Below are 23,736 nucleotides of genomic sequence, written 5' to 3'. Positions count from 1 at the left end.
CTGACCAAGGCTTGCTACTGCTACGTAACCGCCTTTAAAACCAGCTTAACGAGATTTTGTGTTCTTACGCCATCTTCTATACTTATCAAGTAGTAAAACCAGCATTTTCAGCCCCAGATTACAGCCACAAGCCTCTGTAAATCCGTATTTTATATGCCTATCTTTCCAAATCTCTAATGAGCCGACTTTTTCTACCAACGCTACCATGCACCGCGGTTCTCGCCGTAGGCTTGCTGGTTGCGTGTCAAAAGTCAGTGCGGGAGCCGGCCGAGCCAGCAGAAACCGCCGCTGTGCAGCCGTCAGCAACCAAAGCGTCCGCAGTTTCGGATGTACTGTTTTTGGGGCTGATATTTCCGTACGCCCCGCCCAAGCCTTCCGGCCCCGTTACGCAGGCCGCGCTGTTGCTGACGCGGCAGGGCGCCCCTATTGAGCAAGTGACGCTGGGCACCTTCGATGGCCGGGCCACCGTGCTGGACAGCCTGATGGAGCGCGGCTTCCCCGACAGTACCCTGCTCGGATTTCGGGCATTGTACCTCACCACCGGCACCGATGTAGCCGTGCTGCGGGCCAACGACACGATGCTGCACGTACTCAGCCGCCCCATTCGGGATACAATATCAGCTGCTGATTTCACCTTGCTGAAGAAAGTACCTATTGCTGCCCATAGCCACGTTCGCGTAGTCCGGTAGCCGCAGCACTTAGCCAAAAAAGCCCCCCAGATAGTTGTCTGGGGGGCTTTTTTAGTTGCCTACTCTAAACTCGCCCGTACCTACGCCGGGCGTGCCGGCATTCGACAAGCCTTCCACGGCCACCCGAAATGTGCTGGCATCGTCGGAGCAGTAAAAGGACACCTGCGCTTGGCCAGTGGCGTCGGTGCGAAGCGTAGGTGCCCAGTAGAGTGTGGTGCTGCGGTAGTCGGGGCGCTGCTGAGCGGGGCGAGCCGCAGTTTCGTAGCGCGGGGCATAAAACTCGCGGGCCTGATAGTAGGCCGGCAACATCGCGGTAGCAATGCCCGGCGCGGGCGTTTTGGAGTAGTCGTAGTTGGAGTTGCCGCGCTTGGTGAAGATGGCAATGACGCCTCCCGCACCCCGGCTGCCATAAATAGCGGCGGAAGGCCCTTTCAAGATTTCCACGGTTTCGACATCCGTTACGGGTATCGTGTTTACCGCATCGATATCAACCGGAATGCCATCCAGGACAAACAACGGCGAGTTAGATCCGGAAATAGAAGTACCGCCCCGTATCTGCACCTGAAAGTTGGGCGCCGACCCTGATACCTGAACCCCGGCCACCCGACCTTGCAGCAGCTGCAACACGCTAAAGAACGAGCTGCTGCCCGGAATATCATCGGTACGCAGCACTACATCGGCTTGCCCATAAATACGCCGCGCGTCGGGGCGGGGCGCGGGCTTGCGGCCGGCCACTGTTACCCCCTTCAGCATGATGGTTTTGGCCGTATCGGCTCGGTACTGGCGCTCGGCTTTCTGTTGCTTCTGACTTTGCTGCAAATAGGCCGTAACGGCTGGCTGCGGCTCGGCGGGCAAAGGCCAGGTAAGGGCTGTAACCTCGGGCCAGCGCGGGTTCAGCTTAATAAGCAGGTTGCTGCCGCCCCTCTCCTTCCGCGCCTGCACCACCACGCGGGCCGTGTCTTTGCCCTGAAAGCCACCGACTACAAAACTACCGTCGGTGTCGGTGTTGGCAATGGTCATTCCTCTACCACCCGCCTGAAAAATGGTGAGCTGGCTTACGCCGGCGGCCTTTTCATTGGGGCGCACTACCTGCCCGCCTACACTCAAAGTTTGCTCTAAAGCAAAAGGTCTGGGGGGCTTTTTATCGGTCAGAATCTCTTTCCACACAAACCGCCGCCAGCCCTGAGTAAGCATCAGATGATCGAGGGCCTGGTCAGTTTCCGGGTTCTTATTCTGAAAATAATAGCCCGGATTTTCCACGTAGCCCTGCAAATCGGAAGTAAGAAGCAGATGGGTTAGAATGGTCGTTTGGGGCGCCTCATTTGTGCCCGTCGCCAAGGCATTCGTCACGGCTAAAGAAAGCTGGGTGGCTACGGGTTGGCCGGCGCCATCGGTCACGGCTACGGTCAGGTTTACTTTCTCGCGGGGCGCGTACGTGGCTTTATCCGGGGTGATGCGCACCTGCAGGCCAGGCTGAGCATCGATAAACGCCAACCGCTCGCCCTGGGCCACGCCCTGCCCATCGAACAGCGTGAAGTGCGCCACACCCGTCGGGAACTTAGCTTTGGGAATGCGGGCCGCGTAGCCCTCGCTGCCGGTCAATTGACCATTGGCGGCGTACGCTACGTTGCCGCGCACGTGGGCCAGCAGCGTCACATTTTCGGCGGGAGCGTTGCCCGCTGCCGTCTGGCGCTGCACGCCCACATACACAAACTCTTTGGTTTGGGTAACCTTCAATACAAACCCGCTGGCGGCTACGGCCGGCAACGGATACTCGGCGCGAGCCCCTCCCGGCAACACCACGGCCGCCTTATACTGCCGTCCCGGCTGGGGCGTCAGCAATACCGTGCCCATGCCCGCGTGCAGACTTTTAAACGTGCCCGCCGCCTGGCCCTGGTCGTCAGAAATTTGCCCGCTTACGGTTATGCCGCGCCCGTATTCATCGGTGGCCTTGAAGGCGACTACAGTAGGCAGCCCCGCCACCAGATTGCCCCCTTCGGGAAAAAACTGCACATCCGTTTTGGGCTTAGGAGCCTGAGCAGCTTTTCGGGTTATCGCTTTCGCGACGCGTCGGGCGTCAGTAGCGGTGGCAGGAGCTGCTGCCTGCCACACCGGCAGGCGCTTGGAGAAGAAATAGTCGGGGCTGAAGTTGCGCATCCAGTTGGTGTAGGCGCGCACTGTGTACATTCCCTGGGCCAGGCTGTCGGCCAGCTCGAAGTCGGCGGCGGCGGTGCCTTGCGTCAGGCGCAGCACACGCTGCGCCACCACGCGCTGGTCGGGGGCAATTAGATCAACATACAGCACTTTGCTCATGGTATCGGGGCGGTGCTGTGAGGCTTCTACTATATAGGCCTTCAGCCAGATGGTTTCGCCCACGGCATAAAACGCCTTATCGGTGTGGATGTAGCTTTTTTCGGGGAAGCTCCCGATGTAGAAATTCTGGAGGCGACCAATGGCCTGACGCACGAAGTCATCAGTTGAGGCTACTTGAAAGCCACCGATCACCAAAACCACCAAGAAAAGAAAGATCCTAGTTGATAACGCTTTACTACAAAGCATAAATCTATAATACAGAAGAATATGAAGGATAATAAAGCTCGAATATAGAAGAATACTAAGGTATAATTCGGTCTTACTCAACATTAAGAATTTCGCCTCGCCCGACAAGCACATCTAGGGGTAAAAGCAGCCTATTAGTCCCCGGCTGGGCTTGCGTTTATCCCTCAAAATGGGTTTATTGACTAAAGTTCGAAGTGTTTTTTCGTCGTTGCCTATGCTAATGCCGCAAAAGTTGGGTCGATTGGCCCGCGGGTGGTACTACTGCCGCAAGTAGTCGCCTGCCGCTGCCAGCGCTTTACCATAACGCCCCGTAATCGCGGGGGTGGCGGGCACGTCACCCTTTCAAAAGCTGATCTGGGGGGCTTTTTTCGCTTCAAAACCCGTCGGCTCGCTTCTCGGTTTCTCTACAAAAAAACGCCGCTTTTGGCGTGCGGCGCACATGGGTTTGGCTTTGTCGAATGCTGTCTTATTTGCTATCTGCTCAGGTCCAGAGTAAGCTCAACGATTGCCGCCGGCTCCGTATTTTCCAGCCGAACACAAGTCCTTTATAAGCGTAATAGATTGATTGTATGCATATAGCGTTGAGCTTATGCATTTATACTTCCCACTCTTTTTACGTTTCTATGAAAACTGTTTTTGCATGTATCGTGGCCTTCGCGGCTGGCCTTTCCACGGCCGCAGCTCAGGGCAGCACGTCGGGTAGCTCCTCCACCCGCCCCGAAACGAGCACTTCCAATACCTCGCCTGCCAGATCTTATCCTCCCAAAAAAGCGTCGCCAACGAAGGCTCAAAGTCAGCAAAGCAAAAAGACCCAGAACAGCACCCTGAAGCCCGAAGACCGCACCAGCCCCACCGGCACCATGTCGGAGTCGAGCCGGCGCATATTGAAGGAAACGCGTCCCGCTGCTTCGGGCACCACGAAACCTACGGGTTCTACCAACCAGGAAATGGTAGACAAAAACAGCAAGCAGCCTATTAAGAAGGCTCCCCTGCCTGCCAGCAAAACCGGTGGCGCAGGCGGCACCACTAACTAAGGCCCAGCCCATTACAAGACCAAAAAAAACGCCGGAGAGATGCTCTCCGGCGTTTTTTTTGGTCTTTATATTTTATGTCTGTCTTATTGGGGCCTGCTTACATCTGTTTAAGCCAAGCGCTGGCCGTATCGATGCTATCGAAAGTGAATGCAATGGGACCTACTGCTGGCGCATGTTGTAACGTCAGATCAGTGGACAGGCGACTATAAAGGTTGGGCGAATACACCCAAGCAAAATACTGTAAGCCGACCTCAGCCATGGCTGGCAACCAAACTTTTCCAACCCATTCCGACGCATCCGACCACATTGAATCCACCTGACGGTTGTCGTTGAGCACTTTATGACATTGCTCCTGCCGCAAGCATTCGAGCATGCGCTCACAACCTGTTTGCACCGAAGCCTGGTTTTGCTCTTTTTGCCAATCTACATAAAGCCACTCGTTTGAGTAATCGTAGAAAATAGTAACGTACTCACTCTCAAACAGTAAACGAAGCGCCATAGTCAGTTATGCAATAGGTCAGGCAATTCCAGGTCACAAGTCGTTGTGAAAACTCTAGAATGAAGCAGAAGGGGAAAAGTAAAGCTAAAAGCTGTACAGAACCCAGTTTGTTTTCACAATAGCGGGATTTACAGTGCTGCCTCCCCCGAGCCGTCTTTCCACACGCTTTAAAAACCGATATCGAGCACCAGAGGCTGCACTTCCCATTGGCCCGTGCGCAGATTGTAAATGGACCTAACGCCCACCTCCAGCGGCGTACGCAGGCGCATCGGATTAAACACAAAGCTCACGTCCAGGCCGGCCGTGGTGTAGTTACTGCGGAAGTTCTGTGGCCCTTGGTCGGTTGCCAACCGCCGCTGCCCGGTGGCTACGTCCAAAAAGCCCCCCGCTTTGATGCGCTGAATGTATAGCCAGCGTCCCAGCGTCCAGTGCGTATCGGCTACGGGCAGGCGATACTCTACGCTGCCCGTCTGCAACTTATCGAAGCTCACATACGACTGCCCACGGGGATACGCTATCAGGGAGCTAAACTGATACTGGGATTGATCGTGGTATTGATAGCCGCCACGCAGGCGCAACGAATGATGCTTGAGCACCCCCGGAAAATACAGATTGCCTTGCACTGCCCACTGCTGCCCCTGCAAGCCGACTCCAAAAGGCGTAGTGCGCCACACCGCACTCAGGTTCTGGCCCCAGCGCGGTGCTACATCACGGCGGCTTTGCAAAAGCTGATGATAATAGCTCAGGCTGTACTGCACTATGTGCAAGGAGCCCGCGAAGCCAACCTCCGACAAGCGCCGGGACCGTAGGTCATAGTCTCGCACCTGTTGCTGGCTATAGTGCGCACCCAACGTCAGACCCTCCAGGTATTTGGAGCGCGTAAAATTGAGCGGCAGGCGCACGCCGGTAGTAAACTGAGTGTAACGCCAGCGGTCAGTGCTGGCGCTATCGAGTGGAGCGCGCCTATCCACAAATCCGGTAGTGCGGCGGCTGCCATGCTGTACGCTCAGGTCAAGTACCGGCAAAAAGCCCTGGTAGCTGAGGTCGGCGAAGACGTTGCCGGTGCGTTCGGTTTGGTCGAAGCCCACACCGGCCACGGCCACCGTGGTGCTCAGCAAATCCTGGGAGCGGACGCCCAACTTCACACCTTGCCCATCCGGCGACTGCACCAGCCCCCAGCTAAAGACATTGAATAGATGATTGAACCGATTGTAGCGACTTATTGCTAAGCTCGGCGGCACCGTTGCTGAGTCGGGCACCACGGCGCCGATGGCGCGCAAACCAGGCTCCTGCGTGAGCAACGGATCAGTGTAGGCGGGCGGCGTAACAGGCGCAGCTGGTGCAGCCGTCCAACGTGTTGGCTCCAGCGGCATTTCGGCCACGCGGGCGCCTTCCACCCGAAAGTCATGAAAAGCCAGGCGCCGCCCGTCGGGGGAAATGGCGGCATGATATGCGCCCAGCGGCCGCGAGGTCACCTGCTTCACCTGCCCCGTGCTGATTTCCACGGCATACACATTGTCGATGCCCGACTGCGGTGAGTTGTAGAACACAAAATTGCCCCCCGGCTGCGGGTGGCTCAGGTTGTTGTTGGCTACGGGCAGCAGTTCGCGGGTCTGGCCGGTTTCAGTATCGATAAGCGCCAGCGTTTTGCCCCCCGGCTTCAGCAGCACGGCTGCGACGGTGCGCTGGTCAGGCAGCCAGCGGGGCTGAATATACAAGTCGTTGTTGGGGTTCGGCAGTACGCGCTGCTCCTGGCCAGAGCGGGCATCGAGTACCACCAGGCGGTTTTGGTAGGCTGAGTCGCTGCGCACGGCCACCAGGCGCTGGCCATCACCGGAAAGAGCAGCGGTAGTATAGCGGCTGCGCCGGGTAAGGTGCGTTAGCTCACCGGAAGCCAGATCGAGCACTCTGATTTCGGAGTACACCCGCTGCCCCCAGCGCGCATCGTAGCGAAACTCCAGCCAGCAGGCCCGGCCTCCACCCACCGACAACATCTCGGGGTTATTGACTAAGCCCTGCACGAACACCTTTTTTTCCCGACCCTGCTTATCCAGCAGCACCAGCTGAGAAATATCGCCGAGGCCAGTTTTCACCGTCAGCACGGTACTGTCGGTTACATACTGCGGATACCGATACTGCGTAAATATCTTGGGATCAGCAGCAACAGGAAAGGTGTTAGCGGCTGTTAGCTGCAAGCTCTGCTGCTGTGCCCGCCACATAGAGTCAACTTCACTCATGGTGCGGGCATACAGATCTTCTACCCGCACGCCAGCCGTACGGCGCAAGCTGTTGGAAAAGGAAAACGGGTAGACAGGAAAACGATAGTAGCGGTTGAGCACCTGACTCCAGGCGGCAGGACCAATGGTACGCTTGAGGTTGGTGGTCAAAAAGTAGCCCAGCACGTAGTGGTTGGGCACATTATCCCGGTAAGAGCCCCCCACGGCCTTGCTGTAGTTGAAGCGCCGGCCGGCCAGCAGATTAGCCCGCAGGCTGATATCAAAATTCGGAATGCGGCCCCGCCCACTGCGCGTCAGTAGGGTTTCGGTGCCTACGGCATCGCCCTCAAAAAACCAGTCGGGCATACCGATAGTCGCGGTGCTCAGCGCCCCGTTGCCGAATAGTGAATAGGCAAGCTTGGTAATACCCTGCAACCCCTTGTCGTACTGCACAATGTGTCGAAACTCGTGAATAGCCAACTGATCGAGCCAGTCGAGAGTTCCGGTCAAAAAAGGGTCTTGCGGGGGCGTGGTATAAAACTCGGAGCGCCGGGGTAATACCGTAGCAAAGCCGTTTCCAATAGTAGTCTGGGTTTGTAAGATAACCGTCAGAGGCCGGGGCTCGCGCTCCAGCGAAGCACTTACCGGCCCATATACCTGCTCCAGGCGTTGCGCTGTGAGTTGGGCCTGCGCCGCAAAGCCCGCCGGGTATAGCACCTGAAAATGCGGAGTACGCACCTGATACCAGCGCAAAGACGACGGATTCTGGTCTAGCAGTGGCAAGATTTGGGCTTGCACCGGCGCGAGGCAGGTCGTTAGCAGGAGGAGAGCTGCCGCCAGAAATTGTTTCAGCATCATAGAGATTTGACTACTGCAATTAACTTCAGCAGTAACCGGAAAGCAAGCGCCCATCTTGCCCTGCAGCAACCCTGTCAGCAGCATTAATTCCGCAATCCTAAAAGGTCGAATGGAGCCAATGAAGCTCGGCCCGGCAAACATTTAGTGCTATATAAGCAACTTAAAGCAAGCTACTTACGAAAAACACACCCTCGTATCGTCTGCGCTATGCAACTTGGTGGCGGGTTTAAGACTCCTGCTGCTAAACCCAAATAAACAAGTAAACGGTGCTTATGCTAATTCGCTTTTTCTCTTGGGCATGCATTGCGGCAGGGCTAGGATTTGGCGGCTACACTACTAGTAATCAGCCACCTGTCATGCAGCCCCCTCCTACCCGCTGGGTGCTAAGCACCCTTAATGGCAAGCCGCTGCCTGACGTACAAGAGGCAACACGTCCTGAGTTAGTTCTGCCAAGCACGGCAATTCCCAACGAGACATACTATAGGGGGGCCTTTGAGCACTCAATAAGCACCCGGCTACAAACTATTCCGCACGTTATCAGCACCATGATGCGGCGCAGCAACCAGGCAATAGAGGTAGAGATGCGTTATTTAAGCGTACTGGAGCAAACTACCCGTTTCGAGATCAGCGGCAACACGCTACACTTATATGAAGCCAAGCAGGCCACGCCACTGGCTACCTTCAGAGCCGCGACTAACGCCTTATAGTTACTTATAATAAACAGCCTCTAGGCTGCGTGCAGCTCATCTGCGTGCTGCAACCATGTGTAGGCCGCGTCTAGGTCGTCGAACGTGACAATAGCTAGGCTGGTAGCACAACGCAACGTTGAGTCGATAGAAAACCGACTGTTGAAATCGGTGGCATACACCCATGCCATGTATTTAAAACCTACCGTAGAAAGTAGGGGAAACAACTCTTGTCCCAGCCATTCGGAAGCAGCAGTCCAGTTGCCAACTGCCTGTGTGCTATCATTCAACACCTTATCAAAGCCTGTCAGGGGCACGTTCTGCAACACATAGTTGCAGCTCTCCTTGATTACCTCCAGACTCAGCTGTCCCTTCCATTCCACATACAGCCAATGGTTAGTACAGTCGTGCCAGATAGTGAGGTGAGGTGAGTCGAACAGGGAGTGCATAGCCATATAAGTAGCAGGATAGGATAACGAACTAGTAAGATAGCTGTCTGACCAATAGAAATTCTAAACCAAGATTTGTATTTAATCGCCAGGAAACAGGACGTAATGTTATATCAAATCCTGTTGATCAAATGAAAAGGGATGATGGATGGGTTTCGCATTTTTCGAGCCAAGCATAGGCGGCTACCAAATCATTGAAGCCTACTACCACGGGCTGCGTACTACGCAATAAGGTAAGGTCGGTAGAGAATCGGCTATCGAAGTCGAGCGAATACACCCAGGCCATATACTCCAAGCCAGCGGCGGCTAATTGTTGCACAAAGCCTTTCTCTATCCAGCTTCTAGCTTGTGCATGGATGCTACTGAGGCGGGTATTATCATTCAGAATCTTGGTGCAATGCTCGGCCTGCAGATGCAATATTATCTGCTCGCACCCCAGCTGAAGCGTCCGCAGATTCTGCGCGCCTACCCAATCGGTGTAGAGCCACTGATTGCGATTATCATAAGAGATGGTAAGATGCGGCTCGTCAAGCAGCGTGAGCAAACCCATTTTGTCTTTTATTGAACAATAGTAATATATAGAAAACAATAACAATGCCCATTCTTGTGACCAGTAAATAGGACGATCATCAGCATTAGGCAATGAATCGGAATAGGCTTTTGGACAATAGCTTAGCACACCGGAATACGCATGAGATAGTTTTCATTACATTTTAATTATACTATCTGCGACTACAGAAAACGCAAGTGTCGGATGGAGCAAATTTCGTTTTTAACCTCAAAAACTACCCATTTAGTATTATAGACGGCATATAAGACAACATAACATCCATACAAGGCTGCAATAACAGTTCTCGATTGAATCAAATAAGTTCAATTATTTATATCTCAAGCTATTGTAGTATAGATAACAAAGCCAATTGAAGCAATGAGAAAATAAATATCAGTTCTATACACTTCGCATAACATCTGCTTCTTTAACTCGCAAATGATCATTTTGAATTATTCCCAGCGACAGTCAAAAAAGAAGACCCAAGTACCGGGGCACAACCGAAACAAATCTTACACTCAAACTGCTTAGCCTGTGCAGCTTATCAGTGGGCTTAGCTCTAAAAGGATTTTTGTTTTCACAGACATTGGTAGCACGTCCAGTCAAGGTTGTGCTACGTACATTAAGGTATGATAAGTCACTTGAAACTTTACTTATTGGGTTTGCTGCTGGGAGCGGCCGCCTGTTCGCAGAATCGCTCGGATGCTCAGCCTACCCGCTCTACGGCTGGCAAAGCACCCACTAACATGCAGGGACTAGCCGTTGCTACCTTAGCGGGGGGCTGTTTTTGGTGCACCGAAGAGGTATTTGAGGAAATAAAAGGTGTGCGCGAGGTTGTGTCGGGCTACGCGGGCGGACCCGAGAAAAAGCCCACCTACGAGCAGGTAGGTAGCGGACGCACCGGCCATGCGGAGGCAGTTCAAATATATTATGACCCCAAGCAGGTGAGCTACGCGACGCTCCTCGACGTTTTTTTCCGTGCGGCCCACGACCCAACGACTCTCAACCGTCAGGGGCCAGATGCAGGCACGCAGTATCGGTCGGTAGCCTTTTATCGCACGCCGCAGGAGAAAGAACAGATTACGGCCGCCATTCAGCGCGTGAATGCAGCGAAGCAATATCCTAACCCCATCGTGACTCAGGTGACGGCCTTCACAGAGTTCTGGCCCGCCGAAGATTATCACCAAGGCTACTACCGTTTGCACCCCAATGAGTCGTACGTGCAGTCGGTATCGACGCCGAAGGTGGAGAAGTTTCGCAAGCTGTTTCCGAAGCTACTGAAGTCGCCGTTATAGGCGTAAAGTCGAGTTGTAAAGTAAAAAAGCCCCCCACGTCTGATGTGGGGGGCTTTTTTATTGACCTGAAGTACGGACCTTGCTTCTGATAATGTGGGCTGGGCTGCGTAAACTTAGGCCCGGTTCGCTGCTTTACCTGTGTCTCTTGCTAGATTCCAGCTGCGGGCATTTTGAGAAGCCCTTCTACATAAAGACGTTTTATTGATTGTATGGCTTTACCTGCCTTTGCGTCCAAGCTGCCCGATGTAGGCACCAGTATTTTCACCGTCATGTCGCAGCTGGCCGCCGAATGTGGCGCTATCAATCTGGCTCAAGGCTTCCCCGATTATGATCCGCCGCAGGTGCTTACAGAGGCACTGGCCCGGCATGCGCAAACTAGCGGACATCACCAATATGCCCCGATGCCGGGCTTGCCGCGTCTGCGCGAGCAGATCAGCCAGAAAACCGCGCAGCTCTACGGCATTTTGCCCCCCAGCCCTGATACCGACATCACGATTACGAGCGGGGCCACAGAGGCACTGTATGCCGTGCTGGCCGCCGTAGTCCGGCCCGGCGACGAGGTGCTGGTGCTGGAGCCGGCCTACGATCTGTATGGACCGGCTATTCGTTTGCAGGGCGGTGTGCCGGTATATGTGCCCCTGCTTCTCCCCGATTTTCGGCCTGATTGGGAACGGGTAGCCGCTGCCCTCACGCCGCGCACTCGCCTAATGCTGGTTAATACGCCACACAACCCAAGCGGCGCCGTGCTTACCGATGCTGATTGGCAACACCTAGCCACATTACTCGCCGATACGCCCACGCTGCTTCTCAGCGACGAAGTGTATGAGCACATGACCTTCGACGGGCAAGCACACCGCAGCGCCTTGCAGTATCCGGCGCTGGCGGAGCGCAGCTTTGTGCTGTCGTCATTTGGCAAGACTTATCATGCTACGGGCTGGAAAGTGGGGTATTGCATTGCGCCGGTCCTTCTTACGGCGGAGCTGCGGCGGGTGCATCAGTTTGTGACGTTCAGTGTGAGCACGCCCACCCAACACGCGCTGGCCGATGTGCTGGCCGATGCCGCTCACTATGAGGCGCTGCCCGATTTCTACCAGCAAAAGCGCGACCTGTTTGTGGAGCTGATGGCTCCCACCCGCTTTGACCTACTGCCAACGCAAGGCGCTTATTTTCAGCTAGCGCGCTACGATGCCATTGCGCCCGGTGAAGACAATGTCAGCTTTGCCCGCCGCCTTACCCGCGAGGCCGGAGTAGCGGTAGTGCCCGTTTCGGCCTTTTATCACGACGGCACCGATCATGGCCTGGTGAGGTTTTGCTTTGCCAAACAGCCGGACACGTTAAAAGCCGCAGCTGAACGATTGTATAAGTGGTGAGGCATCATTAAATAATTTAAAAATATATATACATCATTATAAAAGGCACGATATTGGTGCGTACTTAAGCGGCGATTTTACGTTATTATACCTACCAATTTACGTTCCTCTTCCCGTGGCTGATCTAACGGTTTCCTTCATACAAGCCAGCTTGCAATGGCATGATCCAGAAGCGAATAGAAGCGGGCTGCTGCGCTATATTCAGGATTTACCGGTAGCCACTGATCTGATTGTGCTGCCGGAGATGTTCACGACGGGCTTTTCCATGAAAGCCGCTGAGTTGGCTGAGACTATGGATGGGCCCAGTGTCGCGTGGCTTTTGGCCGCCGCCGAAAGCCGAAACGCCGTGGTGACGGGTAGCCTTATTATCCGCGAAGACGGCCAGTATTATAACCGGCTGATCTGGGCGCGGCCCGACGGAACCCTTAGCCACTACGATAAGCGGCATTTGTTTCGGATGGCGGGTGAGCACAACGTGTACACCGCTGGCAACACGCTGCTGGTAGAAGAGTGGCGCGGCTGGCGGATTTGCCCCCTGGTGTGCTACGATTTGCGCTTTCCCGTCTGGAGCCGGAACCCGGCCGCAGCCCCTTACGATTTGCTGCTGTATGTAGCCAACTGGCCAGCAGTCCGTCGGATGGCTTGGACTACTTTGTTGCGCGCCCGGGCCATTGAAAACGTGGCGTATACCATGGGTGTAAACCGGGTTGGCACCGATGGCAACGACCACGCTTACGCCGGCGACTCTGCCTTGATTGATATGTGCGGCGAATATCTGGTAGAAGTGGGCAACCAGGAAACCGGCATTACCCGCACCCTGCGTCGGAAAGATCTGGAAGCTTTCCGGGAGCGTTTCCCGGCCTTACTCGACGCCGATGAATTTATGATCGGTCAGCCAGTGGCGGTCAAGTAACCTTAGGCTCAAAAAAGCCCCCCAGCAGCCAATTAGGCAACGCTGGGGGGCTTTTTTATCAACGAACTAAAAGCCGCCGGACGGCAGCCATTTCGCCGTTCATACTTTCGGCGCGCACCAAGTACACCCCAGCAGCTAGATTGGTAAGGTCGAAGGTATGGCGGCGAGCGGGCTCGGCAACGGTACGGATGCGGCGACCCGTGAGGTCAAATACTGTTAGGCGAACGGGTTGGGCAGCTTCGAGGCTAGTAGTGCCGGCAGCCGGATTGGGAAACAGACGAAGCTCCAGCGCCGCTTCGGCAGCCGGATTAGTGCTGAGCACGCGGCCGCGAGCGGCAAAAGCAGTTATGCCGCCAGCCTCCATTCCTACCAGAAGCTCAGGAGCACCGTCGCCGTTCAGATCAGCAGCGACGGGTGCCACACGGTTTTTGCCTTCCGCGCTCCGCTGAACCCCCAGCTGAGCTGGCCGATACGCATTGAGCAGCCCATTGTACAGGATATCAGCCCGGCCAACAAATGGAGTGGTGGGCGGGAGAAGTTGAGCTCGGAAATCGGCGTAAAAGCGCAGCTCACCGCTGGCATCGGCAGTCAGTAGATCAGGCTTTCCGTCGCCGTCGAAGTCCGCGACGGTTGGGTGCAGGTTGCCAGCCGTACTCTGAATTTGGCCAAAAGTAGCCGTGCTCAGTGTGTAGGCCTGAGCCAGCGCCGCGCTACCGTTGTGACGATAATACTGAATACCATAGCGCGCCGAGCCTGAAGTAGAAGTGTTGACGTTGGTACCGATCAGCAAGTCAAGGTTGCTGTCGCCGTCTACGTCGGTGAAGCAGGGCGCATCATGGGCGCGGTTGGGCAGATTGGCTATGGCTGTGGCTTGATTTATATCGAAAGCGGCGGGCTGCCCGACCGCCGCCTGATTGAGCACATAGAACACTTGGCTGGTATTTCCGCTAGTAGCCGAAAAGGCCATATCCAAGGCGCCATCGCGGTTTAGGTCGACTAGTACGGGCTTGATACCCGTATACTTTTTGCCCCCCAGCGCCAGATAATCGTCGCTGACACGCTGAAAATTGGGCTCCGTAGCGGTGCCAATGTTGCGGTAGTAGTGCATATAAGCAGCATAGCCCGCGGCGCGCCGTTCGGTGCCAGCTACCAGCATATCCGTCAGGCCGTCGCCGCTAAGGTCGCCGAAAGCGGGAGTTGCGGCTTCGCTCACGTCCACCATGTCTGCCTGCAAAAAATCGGGCTGGCGTAGCGTAAAGCTGGGCACAGCGCTGGCGCTGCTGTTCTCATACAGCCGCACCGATTGCGTTGTGCTCACCTGGTCGTGGTTATCAAAAAGGGCCGGAGCGGCAATTAAATCAGGACGGCCATCGAAGGTCACATCCAGGTAAAAAGCAGCGGGAAAGTTGATTACCCGCACAGGAGCGGCTGTCGAAGGGAAATTGGTGTTGAGGCTGGCACTGGTCATGTTAGCCACTGCGGCCGTGCCCTGGTTGGTCAGGCTGACCAGCTCGGGACAGGCATCGCGAGAAGTCAGAATATCCTGGTCGCCGTCGCCATCGAGGTCCAGCGTCAGCAGGTTGGAGCCTGTGGTGTGGGTAGGCTTGCCCCCCGCGCAGGCTTCGTTGCCGAACGCAAACGTACTGCACCCCGGCAGACACACCGAAAAGTTACCCCAACGGCTGGCCTCCTGCCGGAATTGCAAATTGCCACAGGTGCCGGCGGCCGTGTTCAGATACAGTTCTACGCGGGTGCTGCTGCCAAAGTCGAAGCTGAGAATATCCAGCCGCCCGTCGCCGTTTATATCCTGAATAGCAGGCAGATTGGAGCCCCCCGTCACGATGTTGCCGTTGTTGGTGGCGTTATTAAAAAAGGCAAGCTGATTGCTGACCAGTTCAAATGAGGGCCTACCTGACGCGCCAGCTACGTTGCGGAATACGCGGATGTCGCCGCCGTTGGCAAAGGTGAAAATGTCGGGGCGGTTGTCGCAATCGTAGTCGCGCAGAAGTACCCAATTGAGCAAATCTGCGGGGAATAATGCTTCGTACTCGGGAGCGTATTGCCAGGCGCGTCCACCACCAGGAGCTGCTACGTTGAGGTAAGTAAGCGAGCGGCTGGCTTGCCGATCGAAGATGTACAGGTCCGATTGGCCGTCGTTATTCAGGTCGATAGCGGAGAACTGGGGCGAATTTAGCCCCCCAACCCATGGGTTAGCCAGCGTCTGGGAGCCGTGCGTTACTTTTGCCACCGCCCGCTGCTCAAACCCAAACGGCACCCCCGATTGAGCCGACGCTCGCAACGCCGGGAGCAATAAGAATAGCGCAAGAAACCAGCGGGAGCGAACAGGTAGCAGCATACTGGACAAGTAACGATTAAGAACCCAGATTTAGTCCCCAAGTTCTAACAACGCCCATGAAAAATATAGCGGCCCTTTACACCCGGTTTCAGCAGTGCGCGGCCGTCAGCACCGACTCGCGGCAGGCGCAGGAGGGCACCCTGTTTTTTGCCCTGAACGGACCAACTTTCCGAGGCCGCGATTTTGCCCCCCAGGCCCTGGCCAAAGGCGCCCGCTACGCTGTGGTTGATGATGCCGACTTAGTTGCCACCGATCCTGACCGCTACACGTATGCCGCTGACCCACTGGAGGCGCTTCAGCAGCTGGCCCAGCACCACCGGCGACAGCTAAGTATTCCGGTGCTGGCTATCACGGGCTCCAATGGCAAAACTACTACCAAAGAGCTTATTAACAGCGTATTAAGCAAGCGCTATCGGGTGCAGTACACACGGGGCAACCTCAACAATCACATCGGAGTCCCGCTTACTTTGCTCAGCATTCGGCCAGAGCATGAGCTGGCTATCGTGGAAATGGGAGCCAACCACCAAGGTGAAATTGCAATGTTGAGCGAGTTAGCCGAGCCTACCCACGGCATGATTACCAACATTGGCAAAGCGCATCTGGAAGGGTTTGGGGGCGAGGAAGGCGTGGCCAAAGGCAAAGGCGAGCTGTTTGCGTTTCTGGCTTCGACGGGCGGCACGGCCTTTATAAATACCGCTGACCCCAAGCTGCCGGGGCTAGCGGCCAATATCAGCCACATGGTTACCTACCCCGGCCCCACCGACACCTATCCGGCCGAGTTGGTAAGCACCGATCCACAGGTGGTTATTCGGCTGTTTGATGGAACTACGGTGGAGGCGCAGATCACTGGCGGCTATAACTTCCCCAATTTGGCGGCGGCCGCAGCGGTGGGGGGCTTCTTTGGCGTACCTGCCGCCGACATAGCCGAAGCGCTGGCTAGCTATGCGCCCACTAATAACCGCTCACAGTTGGTGCGCACCGCTCACAACGAGATCATTCTGGACGCTTACAATGCCAATCCGTCGTCGATGGCGGCTGCTATTAGCAGCTTTGCCGCCCGGCCTAGTGGGGGGCAAAAAATGGCTATTCTGGGTGATATGTTTGAGTTGGGCGACGAAAGCAAGCGCGAACATGCGGAGCTAGGCCACCTGCTAGCCGATTTGCCGTTCGATACGGTGGTGCTGATCGGCCCGGAAATGAACGTCGCCGCCGCAACATATGGCGCAGCTTACTATTTCACCACTAAAGCGGAAGCCGCCGCGTGGCTGCAAAAAAGCCCCCCGGTCGGCTCCCAGATTCTGGTAAAGGGCTCCAGAGGAATGGGGCTGGAAACGCTGGTGGAGCTACTGTAAGTCTGATCAGGCTGAATAACAAAAAGGCGGTCATGCCGAGGCGAAGCCGAAGCATCTTGCGTGTTTAGCTGGATTCGTAACCCAACGTCAGCACGCGCGATGCTTCGGCGCCGCCTCGGCATGACCGGCTAATAATCAACTAGCCGATTTGGGATTCTTACTTCTAAAATGGGCTCTTGAAGTCAGCGAAGAACGGCAGCACTTGGTCTTTATCCGACACATTGGGGTCGGTTACCTGCCAATTAATATTCAGCGTCGGGTCGTTCCAGTGCATTCCACCCTCGGAGCCGGGGTGGTAGTAGTTAGAGCATTTATACAGAAACAGCGTGTTGTCTTCGAGCGCCACAAAGCCATGAGCAAAGCCAATCGGCACATAGAGCACATTGCAGCGCTGGTCGTCCAGTTCTACGCTCACATGCTGACCATAAGTAGTCGACTCGGGTCGGATATCCACGATAATATCGAGGGCGCGGCCGGCGGCTACGCGCACTAGTTTGGCTTGGGCATAAGGTGGCTTCTGAAAATGCAGGCCCCGCAATACCCCACGCGCCGAGGACGACTGGTTATCCTGCACCCACTCATCGGTAATGCCAACCGTAGCTAGCTGCCGAGCGCTGAACGACTCAAAAAAAGCCCCCCGGGCATCGGTAAATACGCGCGGCGTAAATTCAAAAACCCCGCTGATAGAGTGCTCCTTAATTTCCATTTGTTCTAGTTAATCCAATTCTAAACTTAAAGACTATTCGGCGACAAGTTAACCACACCGCGCAGCTTACCTGCGTTGTTTATCTACTTCGGCCACCACGCGCAGGTATTTATTTAACACCAGCTGTTCATCAAACTTCTGCTCAGCCAACTGGCGGCTGGCGCGGCCCATAGTCGCTAATTCAACGTCGCTGAGGCGCAGAATCTGAAGCATCTTGGCAGCCAGATCGGGGGCGTCACGCACTTGGCAGAGCAGGCCATTGACGCCGTTTTCTACGGTTTCGCGGCAGCCGGGCACGTCGGTAGTAACGATGGGCTTAGCCATGGCCGCAGCTTCCAACAAGGTTTTGGGCGTGCCTTCGCGGTACGAGGGCAGCACTACTGCATCGGCCTGCGCCAAGTGTTCGGCCACATTATCGGAAGTGCCCAGATACTCAATGTGGCCGGCACGGAGCCATTCGTCAAGTACTGTGCGCTTCACCCCAATATTTCCCGACTCATCTACGCCGCCGAGCAGCTGCACGCGGGTGCCAGGCACTGCGGTGCGGACCAGACGGGCCGCCTCAAAATACTCTTCCACACCTTTCTCGTACAGCACACGGGCTACCATCAGGAAAGTAAATGGCTGCTGCCGGCTAAACTCGGCGGCCGGCTGGAAGCGCTGAATATCCACGCCGGAGCCGGGCAGCAGGTCCGTTATATGAGACTGCACTAGGCCGTGCTGAAGAAAAAGCTGACGGTCATCGTTGTTCTGGAAAAATACTCGCTGCGGAAACCGAAACGCAAACCGATACAGGCCCAGCGCCACTCGGCTCACCATATTGCGGATGATAAATACGGTACCCAGCCCCGACACATTATTCACGCTCGGAATACCAGCCATTTTGGCGGCCAGCGTACCGTAAATGTTGGGCTTGATAGTGTAGTGCAGCACTATATCGGGCCGCTCGCGACGGTAGAGTTTGTAGAATCGCCGTGTCAGTTGGGCATCTTTCACCGGATTGGTGCCCTTGTTTTCCATGCGGATGGGCACAAATCGGCAGCCTAATTCTGTTTCAAGGCGGGCTGAATATTCATCGGGGGGCGCTACAGCCAGCACTTCGTGGCCGGCGGCCTGCAGCGCTTTCACCAGACTGCGGCGAAAATTCCAGATATTCCAGGAGGTATTAATAACGATAGCAACGCGCATCAGGCAAGCAAAATTTGGCGCAAAGGTAGAAGGCCTTACCCGAAAAGATTGCGCGCAAGCACATTACAGATGGTACTTTGCGCCGCGTTTGTGTGTTATAGGTCAAGAAATGAAAGTATCTGCTGCTTATTTAATGCGTCAATTGGCGCTGGGGGGATTTTTTTTGAGTGTAGCGGCCTGCCAATCCGCTGATCCGGTGCAGTCGGCCCCCACGCCTCTGCCCGACCCTGATCCGGCCGCGCCGGCCGCTATTTTGGGCGCCTTGGAAACGGATGCACTGGCCGCAGGGCAAGCGATTTTCACGGAGCGTTGCGTGGTTTGCCACGGCCCCGATGGGCAGCTGGGAAATAATGGCGCCCGCAACCTTACCAAAAGCAACCTAAACATCAACGGGCGCGTGTACATAGTTACCAAGGGCATGGGCAAAATGCCGGCGTTCAAAGACCAGCTCACAGAACAGGAAATTGAGCAGGTAGCCGCGTATTCCTTAACCTTGCGCTAGCCGCCACCCACTCTACGCCCCACCTTGGCGGCCTGGGAAGCGGCTAAAAAATCATACTTACTGACATGGCAAAAAAGACAAACTCACATAGCTGGAATCCTACTACCAGCAACCGGCACAACACGACCGATAGTGCCGATAGCAACCAGCCCACCCGCGACCCCGCAACGGGCACTTATAATACAGCCGTAGTGGCCGAGACGGCCGTTCTGGTAGCTGTACCCGACAAACGCCAACCCGACACGACTACGCAGGAGTACCTTGATGAACTCGCTTTTCTGGCCGAAACGGCGGGGGCGCAGGTTACCAAGCGCTTCGTACAGCGCCTCGAAAAGCCTGATACCCGCACCTTTGTGGGCGAGGGCAAGCTGGCTGAAATCAAGGCTTATGTTAATCATACCAAGGCGAGCATGGTCATCTTCGATGATGAGCTGTCGCCATCACAGTTGCGCAACTTGGAGGCAGAGCTGAAGGTTAAAATCGTGGACCGCTCGCTGCTGATCATCGACATTTTTGCCCGGCGGGCGAAATCGGCTACGGCACGCACGCAGGTTGAATTGGCTCAGTATCAGTACCTATTACCACGTCTGACCGGTCTTTGGACTCACTTGGACAAGCAGCGTGGTGGTGGCGTGTCGCAGCGTGGACCGGGTGAAACTGAAATTGAAACGGACCGGCGCGTAGTGCGCGACCGGATCGACTTTCTGAAGGAAAAGCTGGAGACTTTCGACAAGCAAAGCAACACCCAGCGCAAGTCGCGTACGGGCGTGGTACGCGTGGCGCTGGTGGGCTACACCAACGTGGGCAAAAGCACCATCATGAATATGCTGTCGCGGTCCGATGTGTTTGCCGAAAACAAGCTTTTCGCCACCGTCGACTCAACGGTGCGGAAGGTGGTGCTGGAGAATATGCCATTTCTGCTTTCCGACACGGTAGGATTTATCCGCAAGCTACCTACGCGCCTAATTGAAAGCTTTAAATCGACGTTGGATGAGATTCGGGAGGCCGACTTGCTGGTGCACGTGGTCGATATTTCGCATCCGTCGTTCGAGGAGCAGATTGCGGTGGTGAATGATACGCTCAAGGACATCAACGCCGCCGACAAGCCGATGCTGCTAGTCTTCAACAAGATCGACCAATACAGCACCGATACGAGCAACGCGTCCGAGCAGCAATTTGAAGGGATGAATGCTGACGAAGATGCTCCTGAACGCCCGTCGTTGGAACAGTTGAAGGCCACGTACATGGCCAAAATGCATGACCCGGTTATCTTTATTTCGGCTCAGGAGCGCACCAACATCGATGAGTTGCGGAGCCTGCTGGCCCGGCATGTAGCCAAGCTGCACTATCAGCGCTACCCCAATCAGCAACCCGTAGTGGAAGAGGAGTAACTTGCATTCAATAATTACAAAAAAGCCCCCCAGAACAGTTCCGGAGGGCTTTTTTGTAGACGCAAATTCAGCGCTCTGCCGCTTATAGAGACGCGTATTCAAATCTAATCGTTGCGGTCGTTGTTAAGTTGGCGCGGTACTAGTTGTTAGCTGCACTTGCCTTCAATTCAACGATTAGACGCGAGTATGCGTCTCGACAACTGCTTTACTATTACCTGCTTTAGCCTAAAAGCTCGAATCGTTTAAATTCGTGGAGCCAGATTGGCATTTAGCTGAAACTCGCGTAACGTTTGTAGTATAGAAACCTCATTCCACCCTCTTGTTTATGAAAACCTTGTATCTGATGCGCCATGCAAAGTCGAGCTGGAACTTTGACGACCTGAGCGACCGGGAGCGGCCCCTGAATGGCCGAGGTCGTACAGATGCTCCGGCCATGGGCGAGGCGCTGGCGAAACGCGACATTCAGCTCGACTTGCTGGTGAGCTCGCCGGCGGTGCGTGCGCTCAGTACGGCGGCGCTGGTGGCCAGCGTACTGAAATATCCGCACGACCAGATTCAGGTGGTGGAGAAAATATATCAAGCCGATGTAAACGACCTGATGCGGGTAGTACACGAGCTGCCCAATGAGGCTACTTCGGTATTGCTGGTAGGCCACAACAATACTATTACTGATTTTGCCAACTTGCTCTCCCCCAGCCAAATACCTGAAATGACGACGGCCGCTATTGTGTGCCTGCGCTTCGCTACCGACCATTGGGCCCACGTTGATCGCACAAATGCTGAGTACTACTTCTACGATCATCCACGGCATAAAGAATAGCCTTACCTCGTCAGTAAATACTACCCCAAAGCCTCATGTTCAGGCGGCTTGCCGTATAAGGCAGTCGACGGGCGTATCGTTTTGCCATGATCATTAACTTAATACCCTTAAAATACATGGAAATGCCCCCCAAGACCCACCCCACTTTGCTGAACCGGGAGTTGAGCTGGCTGGCGTTCAATGCCCGTGTGCTGCAGGAAGCGCAGAGTCCGGAAGTGCCCTTGCTGGAGCGGTTGAAGTTTATGGCCATCTTTTCGTCGAATCTGGACGAATACTTCAAGGTGCGCGTGGCCACGCTGCGCCGCTTGGTGAAACTTAAGAAAAAAACCCGCGCCAAGCTGGGCGAAGATCCAGCGGAGCAACTCAAAAATCTGCTGGCCGAGGTGAACAAGCAGCAGGAAGCTTTTGGCGATACTTTTCGGGGCAGTATTCTGCCGGAGCTGCATCGCCAGCACATTCATCTGCTCTCCGACCACGATCTGAGCGAGACGCAGCTGGAGTGGGTGGGTGAGTATTTCCGCGAAAACGTGCGCGATTTGCTCTCGCCCGTCAGCCTCGACGACAACCTGCATCATCTGTTTCTCAAGGACCAAAGCGTGTATCTCACTTTCCTGCTCACCGAGCCGGTGAAGGAGAAAAAGCATCAGCCCGACGAGCGAATCCTGGTTATGGAACTTCCCACCAAACGGCATGGGGGGCGTTTTGTGCAGCTACCAGCCGAGGGTGAAGACCGCTATGTCCTGTTTCTAGACGACGTGATTCGGTGCTGCGCGACGGAGCTGTTTCCGCAGTACAAGCGCGTACAGGTACACGCTATCAAGATTTCGCGAGATGCGGAACTGGATATTCAGGAGGAAGTATCCGGCAACCTGATGGCCAAGATTAAGAGCAGCCTGCAGAAACGCGAAACGGGCTACCCGGCCCGCCTGCTCTATGACCCGGCCATGCCGCAGGAAGTGCTGCGGGCCATCATGCACAAAACCGGTATCGGCAAAGGCGAACTGGTGGCGGGCAGCCGCTACCATAACTTCCGCGACTTCTTTGGCTTCCCCGACGTTGGCCGCCCCGATCTTACTTACCCTGCCCAGCCGCCGCTGCCTCATCCTACGCTCCCGCGCGGCACGGGCAGTATGCTGACCGCCATTGCCGAGCGCGACCATCTGCTTCACCTCCCCTACCAGTCTTTCGAGTACGTCACGCGCTTCCTGACTGAGGCGGCCCTCGATCCGGCCGTTACCAGTATTGGCGTGACTTTATATCGGGTGTCGGCAAAAAGCGAGGTGGCCAAAGCGTTGGTAAAAGCCGCCAAGCAGGGAAAGCAGGTAACTGTAGTAGTGGAGCTAAAGGCCCGCTTCGATGAAGAGTCGAATATGTATTGGGCCGAGAAACTACAACAGGCCGGAGCTAACGTTATTTTCGGCATTCCTGACCTGAAAGTGCATAGCAAGCTGGCCCTGGTGACGCGCACGGAGGATGAGAAAGCCAAGCAATACGCCTACCTGAGCACGGGCAATTTCAACGAGGTAACCAGCCAGATTTACGCCGACCACGGCCTGTTCACGGCCGATGAGCGGCTGACCAGTGAGGTGAGCCGCGTGTTCGACTACTTCCTGGATCGGCAGGCCAAAGACGGCTTCGAGTATCTGCTGGTGGCTCCCTTTGAGCTGCGCGACCGGCTGAATGAGCTGGTAGACCGGGAGATAGAATTGGCCAAAGCCGGCAAAGACGCTTATATTATCCTGAAAGTAAATGCGTTGCAGGACGACCGCATGATTCATAAGCTCTACGAGGCCAGCGCGGCCGGCGTACGCGTGGAGCTACTGGTGCGCGGCATTTCATGCCTTATTCCGCAGGTGCCGGGTCAGAGCGAGAATATCGAGCAGCGCGGCATCGTGGACCGCTACCTGGAGCATGCTCGCGTATATGTATTTGGCAACGATGGCGACGAAAAAGTGTTTGTAGCGTCGTCCGACTGGATGGCCCGCAACCTGGACCGCCGGGTGGAGGTCGGCTTCCCCATTCTCGACCCTAAGATCCGCGCCGAGGTGCGCCACCTGCTTGATCTGCAACGCCAGGACAATGTGAAGTCCAGAGATTTTCACAACAACTTTATCGGCCAGGACGACAAAAAAGCCCCCCAAGTACGTGCCCAGCTAGCCACCTACGAATACCTGAAAAAGCTAAGCAAAGCCCGCCCGACTGAGAAAGCCGACGCTAAACCGGCAGGCAAAAAAGCCCCCCGGAAGAAGCCAGCCGCTTAACTGTTAGGAACAAAAAAAGCCCTCCAGCTACATAGCTGGGGG

At 55.4% G+C, this 23,736-nt stretch carries 19 protein-coding genes; 11 read left to right on the top strand and 8 right to left on the bottom strand.

The features are described from left to right. Nucleotides 1-176 precede the first annotated feature (176 nt). On the top strand, nt 177-689 hold the full coding sequence (locus H8B13_RS04885; RefSeq protein ID WP_187309727.1) for a hypothetical protein: 513 nt from the start codon (nt 177-179) through the stop codon (nt 687-689). A gap of 51 nt (nt 690-740) precedes the next feature. Here H8B13_RS04885 and H8B13_RS04880 read toward each other — a convergent pair whose 3' ends face one another. After that, on the bottom strand, nt 741-3,203 hold the full coding sequence (locus tag H8B13_RS04880) for a TonB-dependent receptor plug domain-containing protein (RefSeq protein ID WP_187309726.1): 2,463 nt from the start codon (nt 3,201-3,203) through the stop codon (nt 741-743). Between the two features lie 668 nt (nt 3,204-3,871). On the opposite strand from H8B13_RS04880, the gene H8B13_RS04875 reads away from it, so the two are divergent. Continuing rightward, the gene (locus H8B13_RS04875) at nt 3,872-4,282 is read left to right on the top strand and encodes a hypothetical protein (RefSeq protein WP_187309725.1); all 411 of its coding nucleotides are present in this window, start codon (nt 3,872-3,874) and stop codon (nt 4,280-4,282) included. A gap of 97 nt (nt 4,283-4,379) precedes the next feature. Here H8B13_RS04875 and H8B13_RS04870 read toward each other — a convergent pair whose 3' ends face one another. Both H8B13_RS04870 and H8B13_RS04865 read right to left on the bottom strand, forming a co-directional pair. Then, entirely contained in the window at nt 4,380-4,781 is a 402-nt protein-coding gene (locus H8B13_RS04870) for a hypothetical protein (RefSeq protein WP_187309724.1), read from the bottom strand. Between the two features lie 167 nt (nt 4,782-4,948). After that, nucleotides 4,949-7,855: a hypothetical protein gene (locus H8B13_RS04865; RefSeq protein WP_261990246.1), complete on the bottom strand. Its 2,907-nt coding sequence runs from the start codon at nt 7,853-7,855 to the stop codon at nt 4,949-4,951. 356 nt (nt 7,856-8,211) lie between these two features. On the opposite strand from H8B13_RS04865, the gene H8B13_RS04860 reads away from it, so the two are divergent. Further along, entirely contained in the window at nt 8,212-8,562 is a 351-nt protein-coding gene (locus H8B13_RS04860; RefSeq protein ID WP_187309723.1) for an META domain-containing protein, read from the top strand. Nucleotides 8,563-8,582: 20 nt separating this feature from the next. Here H8B13_RS04860 and H8B13_RS04855 read toward each other — a convergent pair whose 3' ends face one another. Together H8B13_RS04855 and H8B13_RS04850 are read right to left on the bottom strand one after the other, a co-directional pair. Beyond that, entirely contained in the window at nt 8,583-8,996 is a 414-nt protein-coding gene (locus tag H8B13_RS04855; protein ID WP_187309722.1) for a hypothetical protein, read from the bottom strand. Between the two features lie 121 nt (nt 8,997-9,117). After that, nucleotides 9,118-9,540 (bottom strand): hypothetical protein, encoded by a 423-nt coding sequence (locus tag H8B13_RS04850; protein ID WP_187309721.1) that lies wholly within the window; start codon nt 9,538-9,540, stop codon nt 9,118-9,120. Nucleotides 9,541-10,172: 632 nt separating this feature from the next. On the opposite strand from H8B13_RS04850, the gene msrA reads away from it, so the two are divergent. The 3 genes from msrA (at nt 10,173) to H8B13_RS04835 (ending at nt 13,118) form a co-directional block, all read left to right on the top strand. Continuing rightward, complete coding sequence (gene msrA, locus H8B13_RS04845; protein WP_410054429.1) at nt 10,173-10,835, top strand: peptide-methionine (S)-S-oxide reductase MsrA; 663 nt, start codon at nt 10,173-10,175, stop codon at nt 10,833-10,835. 209 nt (nt 10,836-11,044) lie between these two features. Further along, a complete protein-coding gene (locus H8B13_RS04840) occupies nt 11,045-12,205 on the top strand; it encodes a methionine aminotransferase (protein ID WP_187309719.1) in 1,161 nt (386 codons plus the stop codon). 115 nt (nt 12,206-12,320) lie between these two features. Continuing rightward, nucleotides 12,321-13,118: an amidohydrolase gene (locus H8B13_RS04835; protein WP_187309718.1), complete on the top strand. Its 798-nt coding sequence runs from the start codon at nt 12,321-12,323 to the stop codon at nt 13,116-13,118. 58 nt (nt 13,119-13,176) lie between these two features. Here the strand turns inward: H8B13_RS04835 and H8B13_RS04830 are convergent, their stop codons facing one another. Next, a complete protein-coding gene (locus tag H8B13_RS04830; protein ID WP_187309717.1) occupies nt 13,177-15,474 on the bottom strand; it encodes a T9SS type A sorting domain-containing protein in 2,298 nt (765 codons plus the stop codon). A gap of 56 nt (nt 15,475-15,530) precedes the next feature. Here H8B13_RS04830 and murF point away from each other — a divergent pair, with 56 nt between their 5' ends. Then, a complete protein-coding gene (gene murF / locus H8B13_RS04825; RefSeq protein ID WP_187309716.1) occupies nt 15,531-16,826 on the top strand; it encodes a UDP-N-acetylmuramoyl-tripeptide--D-alanyl-D-alanine ligase in 1,296 nt (431 codons plus the stop codon). A gap of 163 nt (nt 16,827-16,989) precedes the next feature. Here the strand turns inward: murF and rfbC are convergent, their stop codons facing one another. Together rfbC and H8B13_RS04815 are read right to left on the bottom strand one after the other, a co-directional pair. Then, nucleotides 16,990-17,532 carry a dTDP-4-dehydrorhamnose 3,5-epimerase gene (gene rfbC / locus H8B13_RS04820; protein WP_187309715.1) on the bottom strand — a complete coding sequence of 181 codons (543 nt, stop codon included), beginning with the start codon at nt 17,530-17,532 and terminating at the stop codon, nt 16,990-16,992. 66 nt (nt 17,533-17,598) lie between these two features. Then, nucleotides 17,599-18,720, bottom strand: a complete 1,122-nt coding sequence (locus tag H8B13_RS04815; RefSeq protein ID WP_187309714.1) for a glycosyltransferase family 4 protein — start codon at nt 18,718-18,720, stop codon at nt 17,599-17,601. Between the two features lie 109 nt (nt 18,721-18,829). Here H8B13_RS04815 and H8B13_RS04810 point away from each other — a divergent pair, with 109 nt between their 5' ends. The 4 genes from H8B13_RS04810 to ppk1 all read left to right on the top strand — a co-directional run bounded on the left by H8B13_RS04810 (nt 18,830) and on the right by ppk1 (nt 23,694). Further along, nucleotides 18,830-19,222: a c-type cytochrome gene (locus H8B13_RS04810; RefSeq protein ID WP_187309713.1), complete on the top strand. Its 393-nt coding sequence runs from the start codon at nt 18,830-18,832 to the stop codon at nt 19,220-19,222. Nucleotides 19,223-19,287: 65 nt separating this feature from the next. Further along, entirely contained in the window at nt 19,288-20,613 is a 1,326-nt protein-coding gene (gene hflX / locus H8B13_RS04805; protein WP_187309712.1) for a GTPase HflX, read from the top strand. Between the two features lie 325 nt (nt 20,614-20,938). After that, complete coding sequence (locus H8B13_RS04800; RefSeq protein WP_187309711.1) at nt 20,939-21,433, top strand: SixA phosphatase family protein; 495 nt, start codon at nt 20,939-20,941, stop codon at nt 21,431-21,433. Between the two features lie 122 nt (nt 21,434-21,555). Then, the gene (gene ppk1, locus H8B13_RS04795; protein WP_187309710.1) at nt 21,556-23,694 is read left to right on the top strand and encodes a polyphosphate kinase 1; all 2,139 of its coding nucleotides are present in this window, start codon (nt 21,556-21,558) and stop codon (nt 23,692-23,694) included. Nucleotides 23,695-23,736 lie beyond the last annotated feature (42 nt).

Source organism: Hymenobacter sp. BT188, from assembly GCF_014333585.1.
GTDB lineage: Bacteria > Bacteroidota > Bacteroidia > Cytophagales > Hymenobacteraceae > Hymenobacter.
This window is presented reverse-complemented; position numbering and strand designations above follow the sequence as displayed.

What these genes read in the sequence shown, in the direction of transcription:
- H8B13_RS04865 (WP_261990246.1), bottom strand. Translation starts at nt 7,855, where the DNA reads ATGATGCTGAAACAATTTCTGGCGGCAGCTCTCCTCCTGCTAACGACC.
- H8B13_RS04850 (WP_187309721.1), bottom strand. Translation starts at nt 9,540, where the DNA reads ATGGGTTTGCTCACGCTGCTTGACGAGCCGCATCTTACCATCTCTTAT.
- H8B13_RS04860 (WP_187309723.1), top strand. Translation starts at nt 8,212, where the DNA reads ATGCAGCCCCCTCCTACCCGCTGGGTGCTAAGCACCCTTAATGGCAAG.
- H8B13_RS04815 (WP_187309714.1), bottom strand. Translation starts at nt 18,720, where the DNA reads ATGCGCGTTGCTATCGTTATTAATACCTCCTGGAATATCTGGAATTTT.
- H8B13_RS04810 (WP_187309713.1), top strand. Translation starts at nt 18,830, where the DNA reads ATGAAAGTATCTGCTGCTTATTTAATGCGTCAATTGGCGCTGGGGGGA.
- H8B13_RS04870 (WP_187309724.1), bottom strand. Translation starts at nt 4,781, where the DNA reads ATGGCGCTTCGTTTACTGTTTGAGAGTGAGTACGTTACTATTTTCTAC.
- rfbC (WP_187309715.1), bottom strand. Translation starts at nt 17,532, where the DNA reads ATGGAAATTAAGGAGCACTCTATCAGCGGGGTTTTTGAATTTACGCCG.
- H8B13_RS04855 (WP_187309722.1), bottom strand. Translation starts at nt 8,996, where the DNA reads ATGGCTATGCACTCCCTGTTCGACTCACCTCACCTCACTATCTGGCAC.
- H8B13_RS04840 (WP_187309719.1), top strand. Translation starts at nt 11,045, where the DNA reads ATGGCTTTACCTGCCTTTGCGTCCAAGCTGCCCGATGTAGGCACCAGT.
- H8B13_RS04830 (WP_187309717.1), bottom strand. Translation starts at nt 15,474, where the DNA reads ATGCTGCTACCTGTTCGCTCCCGCTGGTTTCTTGCGCTATTCTTATTG.
- ppk1 (WP_187309710.1), top strand. Translation starts at nt 21,556, where the DNA reads ATGCCCCCCAAGACCCACCCCACTTTGCTGAACCGGGAGTTGAGCTGG.
- H8B13_RS04885 (WP_187309727.1), top strand. Translation starts at nt 177, where the DNA reads ATGAGCCGACTTTTTCTACCAACGCTACCATGCACCGCGGTTCTCGCC.
- hflX (WP_187309712.1), top strand. Translation starts at nt 19,288, where the DNA reads ATGGCAAAAAAGACAAACTCACATAGCTGGAATCCTACTACCAGCAAC.
- murF (WP_187309716.1), top strand. Translation starts at nt 15,531, where the DNA reads ATGAAAAATATAGCGGCCCTTTACACCCGGTTTCAGCAGTGCGCGGCC.
- H8B13_RS04800 (WP_187309711.1), top strand. Translation starts at nt 20,939, where the DNA reads ATGAAAACCTTGTATCTGATGCGCCATGCAAAGTCGAGCTGGAACTTT.
- H8B13_RS04875 (WP_187309725.1), top strand. Translation starts at nt 3,872, where the DNA reads ATGAAAACTGTTTTTGCATGTATCGTGGCCTTCGCGGCTGGCCTTTCC.